General features: G+C 48.7%; 23 protein-coding genes and 2 tRNA genes. 2 read left to right on the top strand and 23 right to left on the bottom strand.

What is annotated here, in order from left to right; genetic code table 11:
* Nucleotides 1-383: 383 nt before the first annotated feature.
* The 13 genes from lysS to spoIIE form a co-directional block, all read right to left on the bottom strand.
* Entirely contained in the window at nucleotides 384-1,874 is a 1,491-nt protein-coding gene (gene lysS / locus ACXAJH_RS19565; protein WP_474972282.1) for a lysine--tRNA ligase, read from the bottom strand.
* A 180-nt stretch (nucleotides 1,875-2,054) separates the two neighbouring features.
* Nucleotides 2,055-2,552, bottom strand: a complete 498-nt coding sequence (folK, locus tag ACXAJH_RS19560) for a 2-amino-4-hydroxy-6-hydroxymethyldihydropteridine diphosphokinase (protein ID WP_474970220.1) — start codon at nucleotides 2,550-2,552, stop codon at nucleotides 2,055-2,057.
* The gene (folB, locus tag ACXAJH_RS19555) at nucleotides 2,545-2,913 is read right to left on the bottom strand and encodes a dihydroneopterin aldolase (protein WP_474970219.1); all 369 of its coding nucleotides are present in this window, start codon (nucleotides 2,911-2,913) and stop codon (nucleotides 2,545-2,547) included. The genes folK and folB overlap by 8 nt, the downstream gene beginning before the upstream one ends.
* Nucleotides 2,906-3,739, bottom strand: a complete 834-nt coding sequence (gene folP / locus ACXAJH_RS19550) for a dihydropteroate synthase (RefSeq protein ID WP_474994949.1) — start codon at nucleotides 3,737-3,739, stop codon at nucleotides 2,906-2,908. Before folP ends, folB begins: the two co-directional genes overlap by 8 nt.
* A 121-nt stretch (nucleotides 3,740-3,860) precedes the next feature.
* Complete coding sequence (cysK, locus tag ACXAJH_RS19545) at nucleotides 3,861-4,793, bottom strand: cysteine synthase A (protein WP_474970464.1); 933 nt, start codon at nucleotides 4,791-4,793, stop codon at nucleotides 3,861-3,863.
* A 154-nt stretch (nucleotides 4,794-4,947) separates the two neighbouring features.
* Nucleotides 4,948-5,829: an Hsp33 family molecular chaperone HslO gene (hslO, locus tag ACXAJH_RS19540; RefSeq protein WP_474970217.1), complete on the bottom strand. Its 882-nt coding sequence runs from the start codon at nucleotides 5,827-5,829 to the stop codon at nucleotides 4,948-4,950.
* Nucleotides 5,830-5,835: 6 nt separating this feature from the next.
* Entirely contained in the window at nucleotides 5,836-6,627 is a 792-nt protein-coding gene (locus ACXAJH_RS19535) for a type III pantothenate kinase (RefSeq protein WP_474970216.1), read from the bottom strand.
* A gap of 118 nt (nucleotides 6,628-6,745) precedes the next feature.
* Nucleotides 6,746-8,779 (bottom strand): ATP-dependent zinc metalloprotease FtsH, encoded by a 2,034-nt coding sequence (gene ftsH / locus ACXAJH_RS19530; RefSeq protein WP_474970215.1) that lies wholly within the window; start codon nucleotides 8,777-8,779, stop codon nucleotides 6,746-6,748.
* 117 nt (nucleotides 8,780-8,896) lie between these two features.
* The gene (hpt, locus tag ACXAJH_RS19525; RefSeq protein WP_027953463.1) at nucleotides 8,897-9,436 is read right to left on the bottom strand and encodes a hypoxanthine phosphoribosyltransferase; all 540 of its coding nucleotides are present in this window, start codon (nucleotides 9,434-9,436) and stop codon (nucleotides 8,897-8,899) included.
* Nucleotides 9,437-9,447: 11 nt separating this feature from the next.
* Nucleotides 9,448-10,845, bottom strand: a complete 1,398-nt coding sequence (tilS, locus tag ACXAJH_RS19520; protein WP_474970214.1) for a tRNA lysidine(34) synthetase TilS — start codon at nucleotides 10,843-10,845, stop codon at nucleotides 9,448-9,450.
* A 73-nt stretch (nucleotides 10,846-10,918) separates the two neighbouring features.
* Nucleotides 10,919-11,842: a serine/threonine protein kinase gene (locus tag ACXAJH_RS19515; protein ID WP_474970610.1), complete on the bottom strand. Its 924-nt coding sequence runs from the start codon at nucleotides 11,840-11,842 to the stop codon at nucleotides 10,919-10,921.
* The gene (locus tag ACXAJH_RS19510) at nucleotides 11,823-12,560 is read right to left on the bottom strand and encodes a VWA domain-containing protein (RefSeq protein ID WP_474970212.1); all 738 of its coding nucleotides are present in this window, start codon (nucleotides 12,558-12,560) and stop codon (nucleotides 11,823-11,825) included. The genes ACXAJH_RS19515 and ACXAJH_RS19510 overlap by 20 nt, the downstream gene beginning before the upstream one ends.
* A gap of 63 nt (nucleotides 12,561-12,623) precedes the next feature.
* Nucleotides 12,624-15,071 carry a stage II sporulation protein E gene (gene spoIIE / locus ACXAJH_RS19505; RefSeq protein WP_474994948.1) on the bottom strand — a complete coding sequence of 816 codons (2,448 nt, stop codon included), beginning with the start codon at nucleotides 15,069-15,071 and terminating at the stop codon, nucleotides 12,624-12,626.
* A gap of 283 nt (nucleotides 15,072-15,354) precedes the next feature.
* Here spoIIE and ACXAJH_RS19500 point away from each other — a divergent pair.
* Together ACXAJH_RS19500 and ACXAJH_RS19495 are read left to right on the top strand one after the other, a co-directional pair.
* Nucleotides 15,355-15,428 (top strand) — tRNA-Met (locus ACXAJH_RS19500).
* 24 nt (nucleotides 15,429-15,452) lie between these two features.
* Nucleotides 15,453-15,524 (top strand) — tRNA-Glu (locus tag ACXAJH_RS19495).
* 77 nt (nucleotides 15,525-15,601) lie between these two features.
* On the opposite strand, the gene ACXAJH_RS19490 is transcribed toward ACXAJH_RS19495, so the two are convergent.
* From ACXAJH_RS19490 to spoVT, 10 genes are all read right to left on the bottom strand, one after another.
* Nucleotides 15,602-16,444, bottom strand: coding sequence for a MurR/RpiR family transcriptional regulator (locus ACXAJH_RS19490; RefSeq protein WP_474994947.1), 843 nt, complete (start codon nucleotides 16,442-16,444; stop codon nucleotides 15,602-15,604).
* Nucleotides 16,445-16,452: 8 nt separating this feature from the next.
* On the bottom strand, nucleotides 16,453-17,730 hold the full coding sequence (locus ACXAJH_RS19485) for an aspartate aminotransferase family protein (RefSeq protein ID WP_474994946.1): 1,278 nt from the start codon (nucleotides 17,728-17,730) through the stop codon (nucleotides 16,453-16,455).
* Between the two features lie 288 nt (nucleotides 17,731-18,018).
* Entirely contained in the window at nucleotides 18,019-18,405 is a 387-nt protein-coding gene (locus ACXAJH_RS19480; RefSeq protein WP_027953470.1) for a S1 domain-containing RNA-binding protein, read from the bottom strand.
* Nucleotides 18,406-18,481: 76 nt separating this feature from the next.
* A complete protein-coding gene (locus ACXAJH_RS19475) occupies nucleotides 18,482-18,865 on the bottom strand; it encodes an FtsB family cell division protein (RefSeq protein WP_281659560.1) in 384 nt (127 codons plus the stop codon).
* Nucleotides 18,866-18,881: 16 nt separating this feature from the next.
* Nucleotides 18,882-19,472: a spore cortex biosynthesis protein YabQ gene (gene yabQ, locus ACXAJH_RS19470; protein ID WP_474970208.1), complete on the bottom strand. Its 591-nt coding sequence runs from the start codon at nucleotides 19,470-19,472 to the stop codon at nucleotides 18,882-18,884.
* On the bottom strand, nucleotides 19,469-19,774 hold the full coding sequence (gene yabP / locus ACXAJH_RS19465) for a sporulation protein YabP (protein ID WP_474970207.1): 306 nt from the start codon (nucleotides 19,772-19,774) through the stop codon (nucleotides 19,469-19,471). The genes yabQ and yabP overlap by 4 nt, the downstream gene beginning before the upstream one ends.
* A gap of 156 nt (nucleotides 19,775-19,930) precedes the next feature.
* On the bottom strand, nucleotides 19,931-20,194 hold the full coding sequence (locus ACXAJH_RS19460) for an RNA-binding S4 domain-containing protein (protein ID WP_027953474.1): 264 nt from the start codon (nucleotides 20,192-20,194) through the stop codon (nucleotides 19,931-19,933).
* Between the two features lie 3 nt (nucleotides 20,195-20,197).
* A complete protein-coding gene (gene yabN / locus ACXAJH_RS19455) occupies nucleotides 20,198-21,661 on the bottom strand; it encodes a bifunctional methyltransferase/pyrophosphohydrolase YabN (RefSeq protein ID WP_474970463.1) in 1,464 nt (487 codons plus the stop codon).
* Between the two features lie 5 nt (nucleotides 21,662-21,666).
* Nucleotides 21,667-23,244 carry a putative polysaccharide biosynthesis protein gene (locus ACXAJH_RS19450; RefSeq protein ID WP_474994945.1) on the bottom strand — a complete coding sequence of 526 codons (1,578 nt, stop codon included), beginning with the start codon at nucleotides 23,242-23,244 and terminating at the stop codon, nucleotides 21,667-21,669.
* An 84-nt stretch (nucleotides 23,245-23,328) separates the two neighbouring features.
* On the bottom strand, nucleotides 23,329-23,865 hold the full coding sequence (gene spoVT, locus ACXAJH_RS19445) for a stage V sporulation protein T (RefSeq protein WP_474970205.1): 537 nt from the start codon (nucleotides 23,863-23,865) through the stop codon (nucleotides 23,329-23,331).
* Nucleotides 23,866-23,926 lie beyond the last annotated feature (61 nt).

Raw genomic sequence — 23,926 nt, 5'->3', positions numbered from 1 at the left:
TCTTCATTAAAGAAGAAATGTTTTGACGTACTGGTTGGTTCGTTCAGTTTTCAAAGATCAAATGTTGTCGGCCGTTTGAAAACAGCGACTTAATCATCTTAACATGTGTTGCTTTTCATGTCAACAACTTTTTTCATTAAGTTGAGAAAGCGTTTCGCTGTCGTTTTTGGCGACAAATACTAATTTATCATGGGAAGCCGTTTGTGTCAACGACTTTTTTCATGATTCGTTTTGATGTTTTTCAACATCGCGCCGCTCTCTTAAAGCGACAAGTAATAATTTATCACGGATATGAATCCAACGCAATAGTTTTTTTAAAATATCTTATCATTTTATTGTAAAAAGAAATCCCCCGCCTTTATAACCGGCGGAGGATAGCTGGATCAGGAATCGCGATGTCGCATTTGCGGGAACAGCAGGACGTCACGGATAGAGGCTGAATTGGTTAACAGCATAACGAGGCGGTCCACGCCGATGCCCAATCCACCGGTCGGCGGCATACCATACTCAAGAGCTTCCAGGAAGTCCTCATCCATCATGTGGGCTTCATCATTACCTTCTTCACGCTCTTTAAGCTGAGCTTCGAACCGTTCGCGCTGATCGATCGGATCATTCAACTCAGAAAACGCATTGGCATGTTCGCGTCCAACGATGAATAATTCAAAGCGGTCCGTGAAGCGTTCATCTTCAGGATTCTTTTTGGCAAGTGGAGAGATCTCTATTGGATGTCCATAAATAAAGGTCGGCTGGACGAGCTTTTCCTCGACACGCTGCTCAAAGAACTCGTTGACAATATGACCGAATGTCATTGTATCTTTAATTTCAATGCCATGTTCTTCAGCAAGAGCTTTAGCTTCATCATTACTCATGTGCTTCCAAAAATCAACGCCTGTATATTCCTTGATTGCATCCACCATATGCAGGCGGGCCCAGTTTGGTTCCAGGTTAATCTCCTGATCGTCATACATGACCGTTGTCGTACCCAGCACCTCTTTAGCGATATGAGCGACCATGTTTTCCGTCAAGGCCATAATGTCTTTATAATCCGCATACGCTTCATACAATTCAATCATCGTAAATTCGGGGTTGTGACGCGTAGATACGCCTTCGTTACGGAAGACACGTCCGATCTCGTATACCTTCTCCATGCCGCCTACAATGAGACGCTTCAAGTGAAGCTCGATGGCTATACGCATGTACAACTGCATATCAAGCGCATTGTGATGGGTGATGAACGGACGGGCGGAGGCTCCTCCCGGAATGCCGTGCATTAATGGTGTTTCCACTTCAAGGAATCCTAAACCGTCCAGGTAACGGCGCATGGATTGAATGATTTTACTGCGCAGAACAAACGTGTCCCTGCTGTCAGGGTTCGTAATCAAGTCAAGATAACGCTGTCGATAGCGCTGTTCTACATCTTGGAGTCCGTGGAACTTTTCAGGTAACGGGCGCAGGGATTTCGTAAGCAGCTGGAATTCCTCCGCTTTTACAGAAAGTTCTCCGACGTTTGTTTTGAACATCACTCCGGTTACTCCGACAATATCCCCCAGGTCTGCTGTTTTAAAGAGATTGTCATAGGCTTCTTCGCCGATTTCATCTTTACGGACGTACAACTGGATCTGCCCTGTGACATCCTGGATGTGCGCGAAGCCGGCTTTCCCTTTCCCGCGCTTGGTCATGATTCGTCCAGCTACGGTCGCCGGGAACTGCTTTTCTTCCAATTCTTCTTTTGTATAGGTATCGTATTGTTCTTTTAACTGATCCGCATAGTGGGTCCGGTCGAAACGGTCGCCGAACGGATCCAGACCTTGCTCACGGTGAGCGTTCATCTTGTCTCTGCGCACCTGCATATATTCATTCAGTTCTTCTGACACTGCTATCACTCCATTCCTCATCTTTTCCTTGTACTGTGCCGCCACAATAACAAAAACTGCCAGCAAAGGACTGGCAGCATCTAACTATGGTTTAGTATAAAAAAGTCTTATGGGTGTGTCAACGCTCACGGGAACCTCAGCTTTCCCGGCTGATGCCCTTGCTGCTTCAAGGCTTTCTCTTCACAGGTGCCCCCATAACGTGACGCTCTCCCTTTCTGCATCGGGAAGTTCATGAAGCAGTTCGGCCGCCTGCTTCTGCAGATGGGGAAGGTAGGCCTGTGGATCTACATCGGCCAGAGGGACGATAACAAACGCCCGTTCATGCATGTGGGGGTGGGGAATCGTCAAGTCGGCAGCTGCTCTGTTTTCTTCGTTATACAAAAGAATGTCGAGATCAATAGTCCGCGGCCCCCATTTCACCAATCTTTTTCTTCCCAGCCCTTCTTCAATCGCCTGACAGGCCGCCAACAGATCTTCAGGAGGAAGGGATGTCTCCACGATGATCACCATATTCAGGAAATCCCCCTGATCTGTATAACCCACAGGACTCGTTTCATATACCCCCGATCTCCCCTCTACTTGAACGGCTTCATTTTCATCCAGTAAAGTAATGGCATCACGAAGGTACTGTTCCCTTTCAGCGAGGTTGGAGCCGAGTGCGATATAAGCTTTATTCATCAGACCGGCTCCGGTATATCTCAATTGCTACGGATTGATAATGGCCGGGAATGGGCGGGTCCGGTTTGAATACTTTTACAAGGCACCCTTCTAACAGCGGGAAGGAGGAGAACAACTCTCCGGATATCTGCTCAGCTACAGACTCCACAAGCTTATAGGCCTTCCCTTCTACAATCTTTTTGGTTGTTTCATAAATCGCCCCATAATCAATGGACTTTGTCATATCGTCAGATTGGGAGGCCGGTTTTAAGTCCAGCTCCAATTCAAGGTCTACATAAAAACGCTGCCCCAGTTTGTTTTCTTCCGGAAAAAGGCCGTGATAGCCCCAGAATTCCATTTGATTAACGTAGATTTTATCCAATTCCTCCACCCTTTCCAATCATAGCATCCATCATTTTCGTCATACGGACCATGGGACCCACATCGTGCACCCTTACCATTTCCACTCCCTGGGCCACCCCGTAGCACACCGTTGCGCCTGTCCCTTCCATTCGTTCCTCTTTAGGAAGATCCAGCACTGTACCGATAAAAGATTTCCTTGAAGTACCGAGAAGAACCGGGTAACCGAGGTCACGAAGGTCGCTCAGGTGACGCATGACGACGAGGTTATCCTGCTGGCTCTTGGCAAAACCGATACCCGGATCAAGGATGATCTGCTCATCCTTCACTCCCCGCGCCTTCACACGGCTCACCATTTCCGTCAGATCCTTTTTGATATCATCGATTAACGAAGTATAATTCCGATCGTTCCGGTTGTGGGTCAAAACAAGTGGAACGTCATGCCGGGCAGCGACATCAGCTATAGCTGGATCCTTTACAGCTCCCCAAACATCGTTAATGATGGAGGCGCCATGCTGGACTGCCCGGTCAGCCACTTCCGACTTGTACGTATCAATGGAGATGGGTACATCGACCGCCTGACTCACCGCCTCTATCGCTGGAAGAACTCTTTTCAACTCCTCCTCCGCCGGTACAGGGTCATGGCCTGGACGGGTTGATTCACCACCAATGTCAATGATGTGGGCTCCTGCCTCCACCATAGCTTCAGCCTGTTGGACAGCCCTGTCAACATCTGTGTACAGCCCGCCATCCGAAAAGGAATCAGGAGTGACGTTTAAAATGCCCATAACGAGCGTCTGTTCCGTTAAATCATAGGTTTTTACGCGCGTGTGTAAGTATAAGGACATGTATTTCCCTCATTTCTTTATTACTCTTCCCCTATCTTACAACATTTCATAAGTTCTATCATGACAGGAATTCCTGTCCTACGAAAAAACGCACCCCCTGCTAAAAGGAGTGCGTCAGGCTTTATTCTTCATCAAATTGGTAAAGAGGAGTGGATAGATATCTTTCTCCATTACTAGGGATGACCGCTACCACTTTTTTACCTTTTCCAAGCTGCTTAGCCACTTGTTTCGCTACGTGGATCGCTGAACCGGAAGAAATCCCTCCAAGGATTCCGTCTTTACGCGCTGCTTCGCGGGCAGCCGTAAAGGAGTCTTCCTTTGAAACCGTTACGACTTCATCGTAGATTTCTGTGTTCAGGATTCCTGGCACAAAGCCGGCACCGATCCCCTGGATTTTGTGAGGGCCGGGATTTCCGCCGGATAATACCGGGGATTCTTCCGGTTCAATTGCATAGACCTTCATGTCAGGGTACTTTTCCTTCAGCACTTTTCCAGCACCGGTAATTGTTCCCCCTGTGCCAATACCAGCAACAAAAGCATCCAATTGATCACCCATCTGCTCGATGATTTCAGGTCCTGTGGTCTTTTCGTGGATGAGAGGGTTCGCTTCATTGTTAAACTGCTGAGGCATGAAGTAGCCATGCTTTTCATGAAGCTCAGCCGCCTTCTTAATCGCTCCCTTCATACCATCGCTTCCCGGTGTAAGAACCAGTTCCGCCCCGTAGGCACGCAGAAGGTTCCGACGTTCCTGACTCATCGTATCCGGCATGACGAGAATCGCTTTATAGCCTTTGGCTGCAGCAATCATAGCCAGACCAATCCCCGTGTTTCCACTCGTTGGTTCCACAATCGTGTCGCCCTCGTTCAATCGGCCGTCTTTTTCCGCTTCTTCCACCATGGACAGGGCAATACGATCCTTAACGGAACTCCCTGGATTCATGTACTCCAGTTTAAGGTAAATGTCTGCACTGTCTTCGTCAGCACTGCCGTTCAGTTTTACCAGCGGAGTCTGTCCTACAAGTTCACTTACGTTATTAACGATTCTCAACACCATCACTCCTAAAACCAAGTATTTAAATAGGATTTAACTTTAACTTACTGAAATCCACTACAATTGTCAAACAATTCATGCTGAAAGAATAGAAAAAGACGGAACGAAAGTCCCGTCTTTTATTTATATCCTTATCGGCTGCTGTTGATGAAAAAAATCAGCTGGTGCTCTGAGATTTCAGTTCTTCCAGATCATGCGCAGAGAATTGATAATCTTCGTTGCAGAAGTGACACTTCGCTTCCGCACCGTTATCCTCTTCAATCATGCGTTCAATTTCCTCATCACCAAGACTGGAAATGGCCATCTCGACCCGTTCGCGTGAACAATGGCATTGGAAATTCACAGGCTTTGTGTCCAACAACTGGACATTTTCTTCCCCTAGAACGGTATGAAGAATCTGCTCTGGTGTTTTTCCTTCCTGTACAAGCGTGGAAATAGGGCGCATATCAGAGAGACGTTTCTCAATTTCTGTCGTCGTCTTGTCGTCAGCGCCCGGCATCATTTGAATGATAAAGCCCCCGGAAGCAAGGATGCTGTGATCTGTATCCACGAGCACACCCGCCCCTACAGCGGAAGGGACCTGTTCAGAGTTCGCGAAATAATAAGTGAAGTCCTCACTGATTTCTCCGGACACAATCGGTACCTGGCCGGTAAAATGATCCCTCATCCCAAGATCCTTCACAATGCTCAATGTCCCGGACGTACCGACCGCACGTGATACGTCCAGCTTTCCTTGGGCATTGGACTCGAAATCAACATGAGGATTCTTCGCATAGCCGCGAACTTCCCCATTAGCGTTGGCATCCACGACAATGGCACCCACCGGGCCGCCGCCTTCAACCTTCACTGTGATTTTGTCATCTCCTTTAAGCATAGCTCCCATCATAGAGCTGATCGTCAAGGTTCTACCCAGAGCGGCTGATGTTGTCGCCCACGTATCCTGCCTGCGTCTTGCTTCTTCGACGGTGTTGGTGGACTGAACAGCGTACGCTCTCACTTGTCCATCAAAGGCCATCGCCCGCACTAAATAATCTGACATGAATCATCATTCTCCTTTAAATGCTTTTTTCTCTTTGTTGCGCTGATATATCTTATGCAGCCCCTTCAATGTAAGATAGGGATCTACATGATCAATGGTCCTGGACTGGCCGGCAATTAAGTTCGCTAAGCCTCCGGTAGCAATGACCGTCGGCGTACGGTCGGAAGTTTCCTTCATCCTTCGTACGACTTCATCCACTTGTCCGACGTATCCGTAAAACGCTCCGGACTGCATCGCTTCTACAGTACTTTGTCCGATGACATGTTCCGGACTTTTAATTTCAATCTTCGGCAGTTTAGCTGCTTTGGCATAGAGGGCTTCCATGGATATGTTGACTCCAGGCGCAATGGCACCTCCCAGATACTCGCCTTCTGCATTGATGTAGCAGTAGGTTGTGGCTGTTCCGAAATCAATAATGACCAAAGGAAGCGGGTACTCATCAATGGCTCCGACAGCATTCACTACCCTGTCCGCCCCTATTTCGTCAGGGTTCGGATATTTCATGGGCAGACCATGGTCGACATTATTCTCTCCGATAATCATGGGCTGCTTTTTAAAATAATAACGAGACATACGGTCAAGTGCAAACATTATGGGCGGAACTACGGAAGAGATGATGACCCCGTCCATATCTTCAAAGGCCAGACCTTCATGATCAAAAAGGGATTTGATCAGCATTCCGAACTCATCTTCTGTTTTATGTCGATCTGTCTTAATACGCCATTGATACTTTAACGCACCATTTTCAAACACACCTAAGACAGTATTGGTATTTCCCACATCAAGGACAAAATTCATACAAAAAGCCTCCTGTGTCATTTCCTTCGGCTACCATCATACCACAAGAGCCGAACCGTCTGCTGTAATGAAACACGAAAAACCACACCGCCGGAGCTGGTGTGGTTTTTTCGTTGAATTAAGAACGACGATCTTCGGAATCTGATCCGCTCTCTTCTTCTTCTTTATTTGTTGAGGAATCTTCAGTTTCCTGTTCCTCTTCAGAGACTTCTTCATCTTTGGATTGGATGTTTACGCGTACATCTTCGTCACTTCCGGAAGAAGTATTGTTCTTGATTTTAGCGTTGTGTTCTCTAGCAAGGGCTTCAAGCTCTTCATCTGTTGGAAGACGTCCTTTATCAAACAAGGAACGGATTTGAGTAGCATCCAGAGTTTCTACTTCCAGCAATGTTTTGGCAATCAGCTCTAATTTATCTCTGTTTTCTGTCAGAATCGTCTTCGCGCGATCATAACAGTACTGGATAAAGTTCTTCACTTCCTGATCGATTTCGTAAGCGATCTGGTCACTGTAGTTCTGTTCGTTCTGGATGTCACGGCCCAGGAAGACCTGACCTCCGGAATTGGAACCGAACTGAAGCGGTCCAAGTTTTTCACTCATGCCGTACTCGGTAACCATCTTGCGTGCAATGCTTGTCGCACGCTGGAAGTCGTTGTGGGCGCCGGTACTTACTTCACCGAAGATGATTTCTTCAGCTACACGGCCGCCCAGAAGACCTGTAATTTTGTCGAACAGTTCAGGTTTTGTCATAAAGTAGCGGTCTTCTTTCGGAAGCATGACCGCATAACCGCCGGCCTGACCTCGTGGGACGATCGTTACTTTATGAACCATGTCCGCATCATCAAGCACCATACCGATAACCGTATGTCCACTCTCGTGGTTGGCCACGATGTCGCGCTCTTTCTTGGAAATGACACGGCTCTTCTTAGCCGGTCCTGCAATAACCCGGTCGATGGCTTCATCAACATCATCCATGTCGACATTTTTCTTGTCTCCACGGGCAGCTACAAGTGCGGATTCGTTCAACAGGTTCTCCAAGTCTGCGCCGGAGAATCCTGGTGTACGAAGAGCAATCGTCTTCAAATCGACATTTTCAGACAGCGGCTTGTTCTTCGCATGAACGGCGAGAACAGCTTCACGGCCTTTAACATCCGGGCGATCGACAGTAATCTGTCTGTCAAAACGGCCGGGACGAAGAAGGGCCGGGTCAAGAATGTCCGGTCTGTTGGTCGCAGCAATGATGATGATTCCTTCATTGACTCCGAAACCGTCCATCTCAACAAGAAGCTGGTTCAATGTCTGCTCACGCTCATCGTGACCGCCACCAAGGCCTGCGCCACGCTGACGTCCAACAGCATCGATCTCATCGATAAAGATGATACCAGGGGCATTCTTCTTCGCATTTTCAAACAGGTCGCGGACACGGGAAGCCCCGACACCGACAAACATTTCAACGAAGTCCGAACCACTGATGGAGAAGAACGGAACTCCCGCTTCTCCGGCAACGGCACGGGCCAGCAATGTTTTACCTGTACCCGGCGGCCCTACCAGCAGGACACCTTTTGGAATACGTGCACCAACAGCAGAGAATTTGCGCGGGTCTTTAAGGAAGTCAACTACTTCCACAAGCTCCTGCTTCTCTTCATCTGCACCAGCGACGTCTTTAAAACGTACTTTTTTCTTCTCTTCGGTGTACATCTTCGCCTTGCTCTTACCGAAGTTCATGACACGGCTTCCGCCGCCCTGAGCCTGGTTAAGCAGGAAGAAGAAGAGAATGAAGATAATGACAAACGGAATAATGGATGTCAGGAATGTCACCCATGCGCTCGGCTGCTCTTCCTGTTCAACATTTAAAATCGACTGCTCCTGAGCCGTTTCTGTAATGTTGGATAGTGTCTGGTCGTTCGCTGTAATCTGTGCGGTGAAGGCTTCCTCCCCTTCTTCTGCACCCTCCAGCTGACCAGTGATTCGAATCACTCCATTAACAGGCTGAATTGTCATCTCTTCGATGGCACCGCTGTTTAATTTATCGTAAAACTGATTTACATTTAACTCTTGCTGCGGATCACCTTGACCTCGGAATAAACCGACCACGCCGATAACAACGAGGAAGATAAGTAAGTAAAATATGGTATTACGAAAGATCCGGTTCATTGCCTACCTCCTCCCAAACGAGAAAAACTATAGTAAATACTACCATAACAAAATCGGACGACACAACTAATTACCCTTGAAACGAACCGTTTGAAACCACTTACGGAGTATCTGGGACTATCCGCCATATACTTCAGGTTTCAACACCCCTACATAAGGAAGATTCCGATACTTCTCCTGATAATCCAGACCATACCCGACAACGAACTCATCCGGTACTTCAAAGCCGACAACGTCTGCTATTACATCAGCGTTGCGTCCCGTCGGTTTATCAAGAAGAGTGACGATCTTAATCGAATTCGCCTTTCTATATTTAAACAAGTCGACAAGATAGGCAAGCGTGCGGCCACTGTCAATAATGTCTTCAATGATCAGGATATCCCGGCCCTCTACTTTTGTATCAAGGTCCTTGACAATCTTGACCTCACCGGAGGATTCCATTCCACCGTGATAGCTGGACACATCCATAAAGTCCATTTCCAAATGCGTCTCCATCCGTTTCAAAAGGTCTGTCATAAAAGGAGTTGCCCCTTTCAGCACTCCGATAGCCAAAGGAAATCGATCCTTATACTCCTCGGATAAACGGGCTCCCATCTCTTTGCATTTCTGCTGGATCTCCTCTTCGGAAATCAAGACCTTTTCAATTTCGTTGTGCATGATTGCTCCTCCTACGCGTCTGCTTTGTTTTTATAATGTAACCGAAGCCATGGACCTGTTGAGGACCTGCCTCCCTGCCTGCCGCCTTTCTTCAGTCCGCCAAGCCAGAGGATTTCCCCTGTCTGATCGGTAACGACCGGCAGTGTCCCGCGGGTGCGGGCAGGGATTTTCTGATCAATAAAAATATCTTTTACTTTTTTTGACCCCTTCATCCCTCTGACTTCCATACGGTCTCCAGGCTGTCTGGAGCGGACGATGAGCGGAAGGTTTACGTGATAGTCCTCACATACATAGGTGAAGGCATCAGGCTCTTCCGGCGACCAGCTCCATTCCGCTTCCATGGACGAACCATCCGGAAGGGAGACAGAAGACCCGGGGTGCAGCATGAAACGAAAGGACGGATCCTCGTCTTCATCCGCAAATGTGAAGGTGATCTCATCGTAAGCGCGGACCACTTTCAACCCTCCGGGAAAATCAAGGGAACGGTTCGGTTTCTCGTCCCTTAACAGGTCCATGAACATTTCTTCATGAAGATAGGAAATGTCTTCGTTTTGCTTCACATACAGATAGTTCAATATTAGATGAAAGGCCGTCCTTTGTAAAGCAAGCGGAAATGTTTTGAAAGTTTGTTTGGAAAATTGTACGAATTTCTCAACATCCTCCGAAAAATGAACACATTCCAACACCTTCTGAGCCTGTTCGTTTATGTAGGAACGCTCTTCCGCTGCCCTTTCACTGAATGCCTGCACATGCTCATGAAGCCGGGGATTCTGCTCCTTCAAAAAAGGCATCACCCTGTGACGGAATGCGTTGCGCGTGTAATCCGTCCGGTCATTAGAGGGATCATGGCGGCTTGGAAGAGAACGGTCATTCATATAATGGAGAAGCTGTTCCTTGGAGACACATAGCAGCGGCCGTACGATTTCACCGCAGGCAAACGGCCGACGCAAAGGGATTCCCCGGACCGCTTCGGGCCTGGCGGAACGGACCATCTGCATCATGAGTGTTTCTGCCTGATCGTCTCCGTGATGCCCCATGACGAGGACATCCGCCTGCCGGGCATACATCTGCTCTTCAAAGAAACGATAACGGAGATCGCGGGCCGCTTCCTGCGTCCCTTTTCCCGATGATTCCTTATACGAACCTGTATCGACAGAGGTTCCATAAAATTCGACACCCCACTGATCCGCCAGCATCTGAACAAAGGTCAGATCCTCCCGCGCTTCTTCTCCCCGCAGGCCGTGATCCACAGACACAGCTGTGAGGTGAAACGGAACCTTTTCTCTCAGCTGGGTCAGCATATGGAGAAGGGCTGTTGAATCCGGCCCTCCGGATACAGCAGCAAGGACAGTCTGTCCCGGCTGAATTAACTGATGTTTTGAGATGAACGAATGGACAACGTGATCCATCAGACGTTCCTCCTGTCTATCTCTATCTTCCCCTATCGTATCACTCTTCTCACCATCTGCAAAAGAATAGCTGTTACAAGAAAAAAGTAAGGAGGGACCCTCCCATAAGCAGAACGGAAAATAAGGTGATGGCCGTTAACTCCCCGGAATCGGTGGTCTTTTTCTTCTGATCTGCGCGGAAATGGACCCGTGTTGGAGGCGGTGTTTTGTGCAGCAGTACACCTGCCATATCTTTTTCCATTTCCGACGCATCCTTGTACTTTCCCTTCCAGCCGTTTTGGATGATTGTCCGGTATGGTTTGAGTACAGAAGAAGCTGCCAGTTTCTGTTCGAGCATCTTTCTCGGGGAAGGACCCCTTTCAAAACGCCCCGCCCCTGCGGTTTCCAGCATAATCATCGTAAGCGCGAATAGATCATAGGAAGGTTCGGCCTTCCTGGAACCCATCCCCCAGTACCCGCGGTCATAGAACTCCGTGTATTCCTTTATCGCCCTGCCCGCTGCTGTCACACCTCCGACGTCAATAAGCCGGACCCGCGAACCGGACACGAGCAGGTTGTCTGTTTTCAAATCGCCGAACACGTAGCCGGCTTTGTGAAGTTTGGCGATATCACCCAGAATTTGAGCTGCGCAAATACCGATCCATTCTTTCGACTTCCCCGCCAAAAACTGAGGCAGGGGCTTTCCTTCTATGTATTCCATCACATAAAAAGGCAGCTGATGCCCCCCGGACATCCGGTAGTCATCCACATCAACAAAAGAAGGCCCAAGTTTTTCCCCTTGGACCTTGCTGAATTTCTTTAGCATGTTCACCTCAAGCATCATTCTGGAGCTGTCGGTTCCCATTTTGAGCGCATACGTCTCCCCCCGTGTCGAGCGGCATTTATAAACGGTGCCGCACGCTCCTGAACCGAGTTTTTCCATGATGATGTAAGGGTTCTTGTTCCACCTGCCGAGGACCTGATGGCCCGGTGAGAAGTTACCAGCCTGTTTCTTCATAAGGATCTTCTCCATCTTCCAGGCGGGAAGGGGCTGATTTGGCAGCAAAAGCATACAGCGCCTCTCGAAGTGCAGGTCCTGTCGGTGTATAGCCGCCGCTGTTCAATTTAGAAAACAAACGATTGACCGCTCCCAGTTCGGGCGTCCAGTCCACCATCTGCAGGATCGTATGTTTCGGATCCGGGAAGGTGTAGACACTGAACTGATTGGACCCTGATCGTGCATTGAGGCTTAAGGACAAATCAAAAAGAGCATCTTTCACTGTAGGAAGCTTATGATGCATGCTTGCACTCACGTCCACGAGTACAAGCACCTCCAGAGCACTGCTTTCCCCAAGCTCATCAACGACTTCCACAACTTCTCCCCGCTGCTCAGGAGGAAGTTCCTCCAGCGATTGATTTTTTCCCAGAATCTCCTGCAGCTCTTTATTGACGATTCCCTGTATCGTCTGGGTCATCGCCTGTTTTGTCACCATCTGCACGGTCTGGGACAGACTTTTTTGATACACGATTTGACTGATGCCCCCGCCTGCCTCGGCAATCGCCTCTACTTCATCAAGCCCCTGCGGCCTGCTGTTCTGCCGGTCGTCGAGAACACCAATCACGTTCACCGTTATCCCCTGGCTTCTTGCCAGTGCCGCCACTGTGGCAGGGTCCTCCCCGTGATTTGAACATCCATCGGTTAACAAAAGTATCTGCTTCAGTCGCCCTGTTTTCATAATGATGCTCCCTCCTGTTTCGTTGCTTCCATCTTCGCCGAAAAGGAGGGGTTCTATACGCGGTCAGGCCTCTTTTTTCTCTGAGGGAATGGACGCCCACTCCGGCAGATAATGATCGATTCTCGCGACGATGATCGTCATATCATCGACAATGTCACCCGAATGGGTACGGATCACTTCTTCCAGGAGCAGATCAGCCATCACCTGTGGATCCTGACTCGATATTTCGCGGATCTTCCGTTTGATCCACATTTCCACGTTTTCAATCTGACGCGGCGCTTCCAGTATGCCGTCGCTCATCATGATGAGGAAGTCCCCGGCTTTCAGCTGTTCACTCCTTACGTCTACATCCACGTCCGGGATAATGCCCATCGGCAGATTCCCGGCTTCAACGGTGTGGATTTTATCTCCTCTTTTTATAAAACTCGGGGTGCTCCCGACTTTAATGAACTTGGATGTCGCCTGATGCAGATCAATCACAGCTAAATCCAACGTTGAAAAAATTTCATCATTCGTACGAAGCGACAGGATGGAGTTAATCGATTGGATCGCTGCTGATTCCTGGATGCCGGACTGTAAGATCTGCTTGAGCAGACGCAGCGTTTCCATACTTTCTTCATGAGCACGTTCCCCGTTACCCATTCCATCACTGATCGCCAGGGCATATTTCCCTCTGCCCAGTTCCATCATCGTAAAACTGTCTCCGGATACAAACCCGCCTCCTTTGGCTGCATGCGCCACTCCGGATTCGATGGCGTAATGTTTGGCAGAGCCAAACGAAAGGTAACACCTGCCCTGCGGATAAGGAGAGATTTCCTCCATCGTTACGACAATCGTCTCCCCCAGAATGTCGGACAATACCGGCGCAATAATTTTCGCTCCTTCTCCGCGGTAATTATCAATTTCTACAATCAGTTCAAGGTCCATGTTCCCTTCATCCAATGAATAGATTTCGAGTTTCTGGATCACCATCCCCATTCGTTCAAGAGCACGATAAATGACATGCTCCTTTTTTTCGTGGTGCTCGCGTTCTTTCACAATCTCCTGAGCGAAATTATCCATCACCTCCGAAACCCCCTGCAGCTGTTCCGCCACAAAGCGCCGGCTCTCCAGCACCTGCCGTTTCAACTGCCGGTTGGCATGATAAAAAGACAACTCGTGATTCATCGTATCGATCAGCTTCTGTGGCTTCACGCAGTGCTGGTCCACACTTTTCCGCAGGCCCCTGCCCGCCTCTCCTTTCTCATCCAGTTCATGCATCAAATCCGTCATCAAATTATGGGTGTCATCAAAGTTCCGCACCCAGCACTTTTCCTTCATGAAACAGGACTGACAGGTCTTTTCTGTGACATGGCTCAAGAAGTAATCGATCTCCTCCGCTTCACCGCTTTCCTCCTTTGGAGACTCTAAATATGTGAAACTTCTTGATAAAGCCTGAAAAACGTCCGAGAACTTCCCGACCCTCACAGCCGTGACATCCCGGACTTTTTGTAAGTATTTCTGCTGTTCCGAAAAATGTTCATCTGTGCCCGGAACATACTTGGACAATTGTTTCACCCAGGAGTTCGGCGTGAGAACAAACAACGCCACGGCCCAGGCCGTTGCCCATAAGGAAGCCGGCAGTTCTGTGTCACTGCCCATATAAAAACCGATTAAAAGGGTGCCGACCACCAGACCGGCACTGACTCCTGCTTTTTTCCCCTCCTTCAAGAGCCCGCCAAGCAGGCCGGAAAAAGCCAGCAGACTCATTTGATAGATATGATCCATATTCGATAAGCTCAGTACCAGTCCTGTGACGACTCCAACGGTTGAACCGATGGCAGCGCCGGCAATATAGGCAAGCAGAATGACAAGGTACCGGGCAAATACATCCACGACGGCTACGCCCTGGATCTGCCACCCGATCAATCCTGTCAAAACGGAAGCGAGTAATATAATGAGGCAGACAATCTCTTCATTTTTCAACGTAGGCTGAAACCTCTGAGGTGTTAAAATCGGGATGCTCTGCATAAAGATAAGGACAAGGATGAAACTCAGTATTCCTTCGGCAGCCATCAATGTAATTTCATAGAGCTGCCAGCGGTCCAGTAAAGCGAGGCTGACGGTGCGGGGGATCAAGCTTGCCATTAATGCCAAAGCCGGGAGCCACTTCTGGGGGTGACTTATTTTGCGCAGCCCCAGGCTTAAGAGCAAAAAAGCCGTCGACGCCCCTACAATAAACCCCGCATGCGCGTAGCTGTATGTAGATGCCCCTGCTGCCATCATGATCGTTACGGGGATGACGAGCGGACGTTTCATCCACCAGATCACCGACAGGAAAGCGACACCGAAAGGGGCCATGGATGATAGAATGATAGCTCGTCCAAGCAGCAGGGCGAGGACCATGTGGAAGACTCCTTTGTCGGCCATAAACGAAACTGTGCGGAAAGAAGCTCTTTGGAAGCCTTGAACCATTCTTGAACCTCGGACGGCTGATGGACGATTTTCCTGCTTCGAAACTGTTTCTAACATGTTTATCACTCCTTCTTTGTGAAACCTATTAAACCACATGAAGAAGAAGCATTTTGTCAAAACAACAAGAGAGCAGAAACAAAAACTTCGATGCTTTTCTCAGAAGCCGCATCAGATTCTACAAAATGTATGCCGGGCACTTCCACCCCCTCCCAAAAACCCCCTTCTTTCCCTAGCGAAATAAACAGAGTTGTCTGATTTTTTTATTGGTTGTTGACTCTTTTTCTATCATGGTGTACTATATTTTTTGTGACGTTGCGAGACAACATCACTTCAAACACATGGCGGTGTAGCTCAGCTGGCTAGAGCGTACGGTTCATACCCGTGAGGTCGGGGGTTCGATCCCCTCCGCCGCTACTATTTTTTCAAAAACGATATATTGGCCCGTTGGTCAAGTGGTTAAGACACCGCCCTTTCACGGCGGTATCACGGGTTCGAATCCCGTACGGGTCATCGGAAACATTCTTGTCCAGAAAAACGCCTTCCAAATTGGAAGGCGTTTTTTCTATGTCCTTTTTCTATGCAGGCCCTCAATAAAACACATCGAATTTCTCCCAGATCGATTCCAGATGCTCGAGACGCTTTTCTGTTTCTTCTTCTTTTTCCCTCCCGATCTGTACGAGCAGTGCCTGAATGACGCTGAGCGGTGCTGTAAACGTATCAATATAAGAATGCATCCGGCTCTTTGCTGTGAGAACCGTATCCGAATAAGCGGAAAGAGGGGAGGAAAGGGTGTCTGTAAGTGCCACTGTTTCCACACCCTCCTCATAAGCGTAGGCAAGGATGTCGACAGTGCTTTTGCTGTACCGTGGAAAACTGATCCCAACAACCACATCCTGTTTTCCCAGACGTGCCAGAAGGTCCGCATCCCTCTCCACGGAGTGAATCATGCGGACATCATCCACCACCTTTTCCAAATAGTAATGAAGGAATCCCCCTAATGCTTCTGCACTCCGGTTCGCAGCAATCCAAATTTTATCAGCCTGCCATAAAGCATGGACCGCTTTCATCAGCTCCTTTTCATCCAGCCTGTTCATCGTCTCTTCCATTTCCCGGATGTCTTCTTTGAGCACAGATTCAAATGAAGGAGAAGGGTTCGTTGTCTTTATCAGCCGTTCACTCGTCTTCCATTGCTGTTTTAAGGATGATTGGATGGCCTTCTGGAATTCTGCAAACCCCCGGAAGCCAAGAGAAACGGCGAACCGTGTGATTGTCGCGTCACTCACCCCGGCCATAGCAGCCAGCCGGCTGACATTCAGGAAAACAACTTCATCCGGCCGGTCCAGCAGAATGGCCGCCACTTTTTTGTGGGAGCGGCTCATCTCCGGAAGAGACCGGTGGATCGTCTCATATACATTCGGTTCATTCTTCACAGCAGCTGTCACCCTTTCACATTCTTCACCGCTTTTTCGTGCGCATCTACAGTAAACTGTATGTCTGCTTCCGTATGCACCGTTGACATCGAGTAACGGTTGAGCGGTTTCGTATACACACCGAGCTGAAGCAGCCTCTCATCTACGCGCTTCCTGAACGTCATGTCCACGTGTTGAAGATCACGGTAGTTACGGATATCCCCGTCTGTCATCATCACATTAAAAATACTCCCTGTCCCTACCGTTTTCATTGGTATTCCCATAGCCTTATACAAGTCTTCCAGGTGCTTGCGCAGTTTGTGCGTCTTGGTCATCAGGTTTTCCATGACGTCCCTCTGCTGAAGCAGATCGATCGTCGCCATCCCGGCAGCCAGCACGGTCGGATGACCATTGTAGGTACCGCTGTGGAACAGAGCACGCGGCTGATTGGACGAACTGCCGGACATTACATCATAACTCCGCTTCGGATTCAGGACCTCCATGACGTGCTCTGCTCCTCCGAGGGCCCCGACAGGGAAACCTCCGCCCAGCACTTTTCCGAGTGCCGTCAAGTCAGGGGTGATGCCATACGTTTTCTGAGCCCCTCCGAGAGATAAGCGGAAGCCTGTTTTCACTTCGTCCATAATCAGCAGAATGCCAAGCTCTTTCGTCACGCGGCGCACGCCGTCCATGAATGACGGATCCGCCGGTATGTACCCACCCTGAACAGGCTCCATCATAAGCGCAGAAATCTCCCCGGCATGCCGGCGCAGGATTCGTTCTGTCGATTCCAAGTCATTAAACGGAAGAATGATGGTATGATCCTGATAATACTCTGGAAGACCACTCGATTCGGGAACCGGATTCGGCTCTTCCGCATCTCCTGCTTCCTTCTCCTCCGGATGGATACTCCATAATACTTGATCATATCCTCCATGATAATGCCCTTCAAACTTTGCCATTTTCGGCCGGCCCGTATAGGCTTTAGCGACTCTCAGTGCGAGCAGCGTGGCTTCCAGTCCTGAGTTGGTATACCGGACCCGTTCCATGCCTGGATATAACGAACAAAGCCGTTCCGCCATCTCAACCTCCCGTTCGTGAGGTGTCCCGTAAATCGTCGTTCCATCCTCCTCCATATTCCGGATGACAGCCTTTTTGATGGAAAGATGGCCATGCCCGTGAATCAGCGCCTCATAGGAAAGAAGGTAATCCACATAATGATTGCCGTCAGCATCATACAGATGGCTGCCTGAGGCCTTTTTCATAAATATGGGGTGTGGTTCGAAATATTTGATATTCGCGGTCACACCGCCGGGGATGACCTTTTCAGCTCTCGCATAGGCTTCGGCTGACTACCGCATCCTTTTATGGTCCGGCTGCTCTTTCTGGTTATTCAAAACAAAACCCTCCACATTTTGAGATTATTATTTCATATACAAATTATTATGAAATAATATATTCATACTGATTCCATCATTTCAACCCTGTAAACGGCTCCTGCCCTAGAAAAATAAAAAAAGGAACCCATCCACATTTGGATGGGTTCCTTTTATATAAAAGATGCGCACCTTTTACTCATTGTCCTAGACAGCAAGCTATCCTCTTTTAGCACCTCGACCTCCACGTTTGGACTCCGTGTGCTTCTTCAGTGATGCTAAACGTTCGTCGCTATCCTTGATAAAACGGTTCATCTTCTGTTCGAATGATTCAGCCGGCTTACGAGGTTTTGGCGGACGACGGTTTTGGTTCTCTTTCGCTTTCTTAATGGAAAGACCGATCTTTCCATCATCTCCGACATTAATAACCTTTACTTCCACCTGGTCTCCCTGACTCAGGTGCTCATTAATGTCTTTTACGTAGTTGTCGGCAACTTCGCTAATGTGAACCAGACCCGTCTTGCCATCCGGAAGCTCGACGAACGCTCCGAAATTAGTGATTCCCGTTACTTTACCCTGCAGCTTGCTGCCTACTTCAATTGACATAAAAAAAATGCTCCTCCTTAAAATTTCGATAAGAATATATCTTCTTATATATTATATATAAGCTTTGAAAAGAGTGTCAATAAGATGGATCCTCATCAGGCATTTTAAAGATAATTTCGCCTTCTTTAGAGAAGAAATAATTGGTCCTGGCGATTTGGAGAACGTACTCCTCATCATTCAGAAGGTCAATTTCCTCCTTCAAATCCTTCTCCTCTTTTTCCAAAACACTCATATCCTGTTTCAACTGTTCGAATTCCTCATGTTTCTGTGCATAAAGTGACTGCTGTTTCACATGGTAAAACACCATGGATCCAGCTACGATCGACACTAACAGGGCAAACATTGCGAGACGGCGTATCAGGCGCTTTTTCTTCCGCTGATGTCTGTCCATATAGGCATCATAATGCTGCATGTATGTAGAATCCAGACGTGCCACCGACTCCTGCTGTCTCTTTGCCATGTAAGTTCGTCCTCCTTTACTTTTTGAATCGTTTTACCCAACTGACCATTATATTCTTCATCTTTTCCAAAAACCCTGCTGATTCACTTAAGTAAATTTTCATGTTTTTCGGCAGGAAACGCCAAATCAATCGAAAAAGCAGTTTGATTGGATAAAAAGCGACAATAAACAATATAATGATACCCTTTAAAAGTATCTTATAAACGCCAAGAAGTAAAGAAATAATAAGGAAAATGATGGATTTCGCAGGGATGTATACAAGATAATACACCGTTTTTTTCAAAAAGGTGAGAACAGCCGTGCAGATCTTTATCCAAAGCTCAAGCGAACGTAAGTAGAGGCTCTGAAATAATGCACGATAAGCGGCGAACCCACATACGACCGCTACAAATACATACACCCGGAGCTCACCGTAATTCACAAGATAAAGCAGGTAAAAAAGAAAGGCCGCCTGAACCAGCCAGAAACCAAGCTGATACAGGAGCTCAAGCCAGCTTTGTTTATTGCGCTTATGAAAAAAACGTTCGAATGTGTCCAGGGATGCTCCCACGAACATCCCTCCCCCGATCATGGACAGGATCGTCATAAACTGCGTCGTGAGGGTCATTTGAACAGCTTGCTAAACAAACCTTTAGCTTTCTCCCCCTGGTGCTCGTCCAAATAAGTCATTTCATGCATTTTTCCTTTTATGGAAACCACCCCGGAATCAAGGTCCAGGTTTTTCATCTGCAGGTTCTGGCCGCGGATGACGAGATACCCCATATTCGTCTGCAGTAGAAACTCTTCACTATCGAAGCTGTCCACTTCTTTGACGCCTGATATTTCAATATTTCTCCGGTTCATAACCTTTACATGATGATCGACCTGCTGCTGAGTCCTACTCCCGTGGTTTTTCTCATAGCTCTCCATCTTAACAGCCTCCTTCTCTTGTACAAACTATGAAAAAAAGAGAAGGATTATGACTTGGAGCCTGCCTCTCTGATCGAAAGGGCTCACACGTAAAAAAGACTGTCGAGAATGCCCTCGACAGTCCGCCTGCCTCCCCCGGGGAGGTGGTTCATCAGATTAATCTTGATTCACAGGTTCTTCCTTTTTGATTTCATATAAGGAAGCTGCTTCATTTTTGTTGACGTTCTCTCTCAAATCCTTAATTTCAATGGTCAGTACCTTCTGGCCGAACTGAATCGTCAGCTCATCGCCGACGGCTACGTTACTGGCCGCCTTGCTCTGCGCGCCGTTGATGCTGATCCGTCCCTGATCGGCTACTTCCTTGGCCAGCGTCCGACGCTTAATTAACCGCGAGATTTTTAGAAATTTATCTAAACGCATGCTTTATTCCGCTCCTTTATGTTTGGCTTTCGCTTGTACCCATAACTCTTCCAAAGCATCCAACTCGTAATCCTCCAGTTTCCTGCCGCTGCGCTCCACCGATTCTTCCATGGACGACAACCTCATCCGGAACTTACGGTTGGTCCGCTGCAGGGCATTTTCACTGTTCAGGCGGTAATGGCGGGCGAGGTTGGCAATGGCAAACAACCAATCCCCGAACTCCTTCTCCATTTCCTCCCGGTCCCCGGAGGTTAGCGCTTCTTGAAACTCCTGCCACTCTTCCTCCACTTTCTCTAAAACAGGGGCAACATCCTCCCAGTCAAAGCCGACCTTGGCCGCCTTTTTCTGCAGTTCCTCCGCCTGCAGGAGTGCTGGGAAACTTTCCGGTACGGAGTCCAAAAGGCGGGGGGATTTGTTTCCCTTTTCCTGCTGTTTGATCGCGTCCCAGTTCGTCAGCACTTCATCCGTCGTGTCTGCCTGAACTTCCCCGAAGACGTGCGGATGGCGGCGGATCATTTTATCCGTTATCGATACTATTACGTCATCAATGGTAAAATATCCTTCATCTTCACCGATTTGACTGTGCAGCATCACCTGCAGAAGCACATCCCCGAGCTCTTCCACCATTTGATCATCGTCCTCCTGGTTGACGGCGTCGATGAACTCGTAGGTTTCCTCGATCAGATACTTCCGCAGGGACTCGTGGGTCTGCTTCCTGTCCCATGGACATCCTTCCGGGCTCCGGAGAATCCGGATCACTTCCCTCAGCCGGAAAAACTGGTGATTGAGAAGGGACTTTTGCAAAGGAGGGACATAGACACTTGTCAGGTTGTCGACCTCCACACTCCTGTCGAGCTCTTCTAAAGGAACCGTACGGACAAGCTCGCCGCTTCCCCCTGCTGCTGTGACAATGGTTACCGGATGCGCAGCTGGAAGATCCTCAAGCAGCGTCAGCTTCACTTCAGATGCGGTCATCGCATCATAGACCTGACATAAAATCAGATGGCTTGTATACATCAGCTGCTCGCGCTTGATATCGGTCGCATCGACGAGCTGGAAACCTTCAATCGGGTCGATGCCGAGGGTGGTGAAGGTGGCATCCAGGAAGCTCTGCCCTCCCTCAATCTCTACGTTTATTTCCCCTTCTTTTTCCTTTTCTAAAAGAAGCTGCACCGTTTTTTCCGCCATCATCGGGTGGCCGGGCACAAGATAGAAAATCTCGTCTTCCGGACGCTCCAGAAGACGGCTGGTGATTTCTTCATATACGCTGCCGAAGCTTTCGTGCTCCTCATACACTTCATCAAAGCTTTCGATCGAGAGCCCTTCCTGAAGGAGCTCTGTTACGACAGGATGATCCAGTGTCCTTGCAGTGAGCCGGGCACCGGCCTGCGTCAGCTGCCTGTAAACACCAAGCGGAAGCTGGTCCAGCCCGGAGGCGCCCAGTCCGAAAATTTTAATCGTCTGCATCGTTTTCATCCTTTCGGTAATAATGGAATCAGCCGGTTACTCGAGGGAAGAGCTTCTATCTCCTGTCTTGTAAAACCGCCGGTCCTGATCAGAATCAGTCCGAAGACTACAGCTCCCCCGACTGAAAGAGTCAGAATATAAAGAAGAAGAGGCAGCCGGTCATCCAGGGCGAATAAAGCTTTGATTACTCCTCTGCTTATGTACAATGCTGCAGACATTCCTGCCACGGCAGAGACCAGGGAGCCCCACGGAAGACACCGCCATCTCCATAATGAAAGATCTTTCCTTAAGATTACGATATTTCCAAACAAAACAAAAGTAACAGCGGTTAACGAAGCAAGAGAAGCTCCGTAGATACCGGCTGATGAGATCCATAGAAAATTAGCTGCCCCCTTCACACCGATCCCGGCTATGACAAGAACAGCTGTGTGACGAATCCGGCCGAGTCCCTGCAGGACAGAAGCGGTCGTAATGGACAGTGAACTGGCAATGATAACGAGCATCAGGATACGTAAATAACCGCTCCCGGCAGCATCCTGGAAAAATACCTCGTTCACGTCAGGAAAAAGGAAGATCAACCCGGCGGCGGCTCCGGTGGCTATGTAAAGTGTGATTTTTCCGGCACTCGTAATCGAAGACCGGACCAGCTTCGGATTCTCGTCCATCCGCCGACGTGTCACAGAAGGAATCAAAGCAAGAGCAAGGGAAGAAGCCAGGATCGTTCCCAATTGAATCAATGGCTGCCCCCGGTCATAAATCCCTTTGACAACCTTCGCCTCTTCCGGATGGTACCCGTTCTGGACCAACTGCGGAACAAGAGTAAAGGCATCGACGAGCTGCAGGGACAACAGCAGCATATAGTTAAAGGAAATCAATACTCCGTAAAGCAGGATGTGTCTGCTGAAGGAAGCCCGGACAGGAGAGCGCTGAAAAGTCCATATCCCCCGTTTTTTAACCATCCAAAGGAAAAGTACAAGAGAAGCTGCTGCCGCTCCTGCCATACTTCCATAGGCCGCTCCGGTTCCGATGTGGTACAAATCCCCGCTTCGGGAAACCACAAGAGCCGTGGTGATAATAACAGCTACTCGGAAGACCTGCTCCACGATCTGGGATACAGCGGTCGGAGTCATATCATTTTTCCCCTGAAAAACGCCTCGGAGAACAGAAATCACAGGAATAAACAAAAAGACACAAAAAGATGTGCGGACGGCCTGGGTCAGATGTGGATCGTCCATCCACCGGGCCAGCCGGGGAGCCTGCATCCAGCCCGCAGCCACGATGACCAAACTAAAGGCGGTAAGCAGAAGGAATACAGGCAGGTAAAAAGATGGAAGGGACGCCGGACTGCTGTTGTGGTCCCGGTCGGATATGAATTTTGAAATCGCACCGGGGAAACCGTACAAGGCCAGCACCAGGGCCATTCCGAGAATCGGATAGACCTGCTGATATACGTAAAAACCAAGATCCCCGGTCAGATTCTGCAGAGGCACCCGGTAGCCGGCACTAATGATTTTGCTGATCAAACCAGCCATAGAAAGAATGAAGGCGCCTTTTAAAATAGATGGTGTAGATGTTCGAGTCATTTTGGAACGTTCTCCTCATATGTATGTGTTCAGAACTTCCATTATATCATAGGAAAAGGCCAGACCATCGGCCTGACCTTCGTGTTATTCCATCTGTTTGGCGAGAAAACTTGCTGCCGTCTGGACCGCCTTATCTGCGTCGCTTTCAAGAGGTGCTCCTTCTTTATTGAACGCAATCACACAGCCAATAGGATCTCCCTGGGCGATGATAGGATGAATAAGATAGGAAATGACGTCTTCTTCCTGCCCGCGGACGAATTCCACTGGATCCGGATGCTTTTCAGAAGCCATGGACCGCGAGTCCATGACTTCCTCCACTTTTGACCCGATCGACCGGTTCATGTATTCTTTTTTGCCTCCACCAGCCACAGCAATATACTCGTCCCGGTCACATATAAGAACAGGGGATTCCAGGGACTCACTTAAGGCTTCCGCATATTCCTTCGCAAAATCACCCAGTTCACTGATCGGGGAATATTTCTTCAGAATGACTTCCCCTTCTCTGTCCACGAATATTTCCAGAGGATCTCCTTCACGGATTCTGAGGGTGCGGCGGATTTCTTTCGGAATAACAACACGGCCTAGATCATCAATACGACGTACAATACCAGTTGCTTTCATTCTTTTATGCTGCCTCCTTTTCTGTGATGACTACCTTTCCTTCTCCTGTTGAAGAGCAAGC

The organism is Halobacillus sp. ABD4_316, from assembly GCF_056161385.1.
Note: the sequence above shows the minus strand (reverse complement) of the source record. Positions and strands in the feature narration are given on the sequence as shown.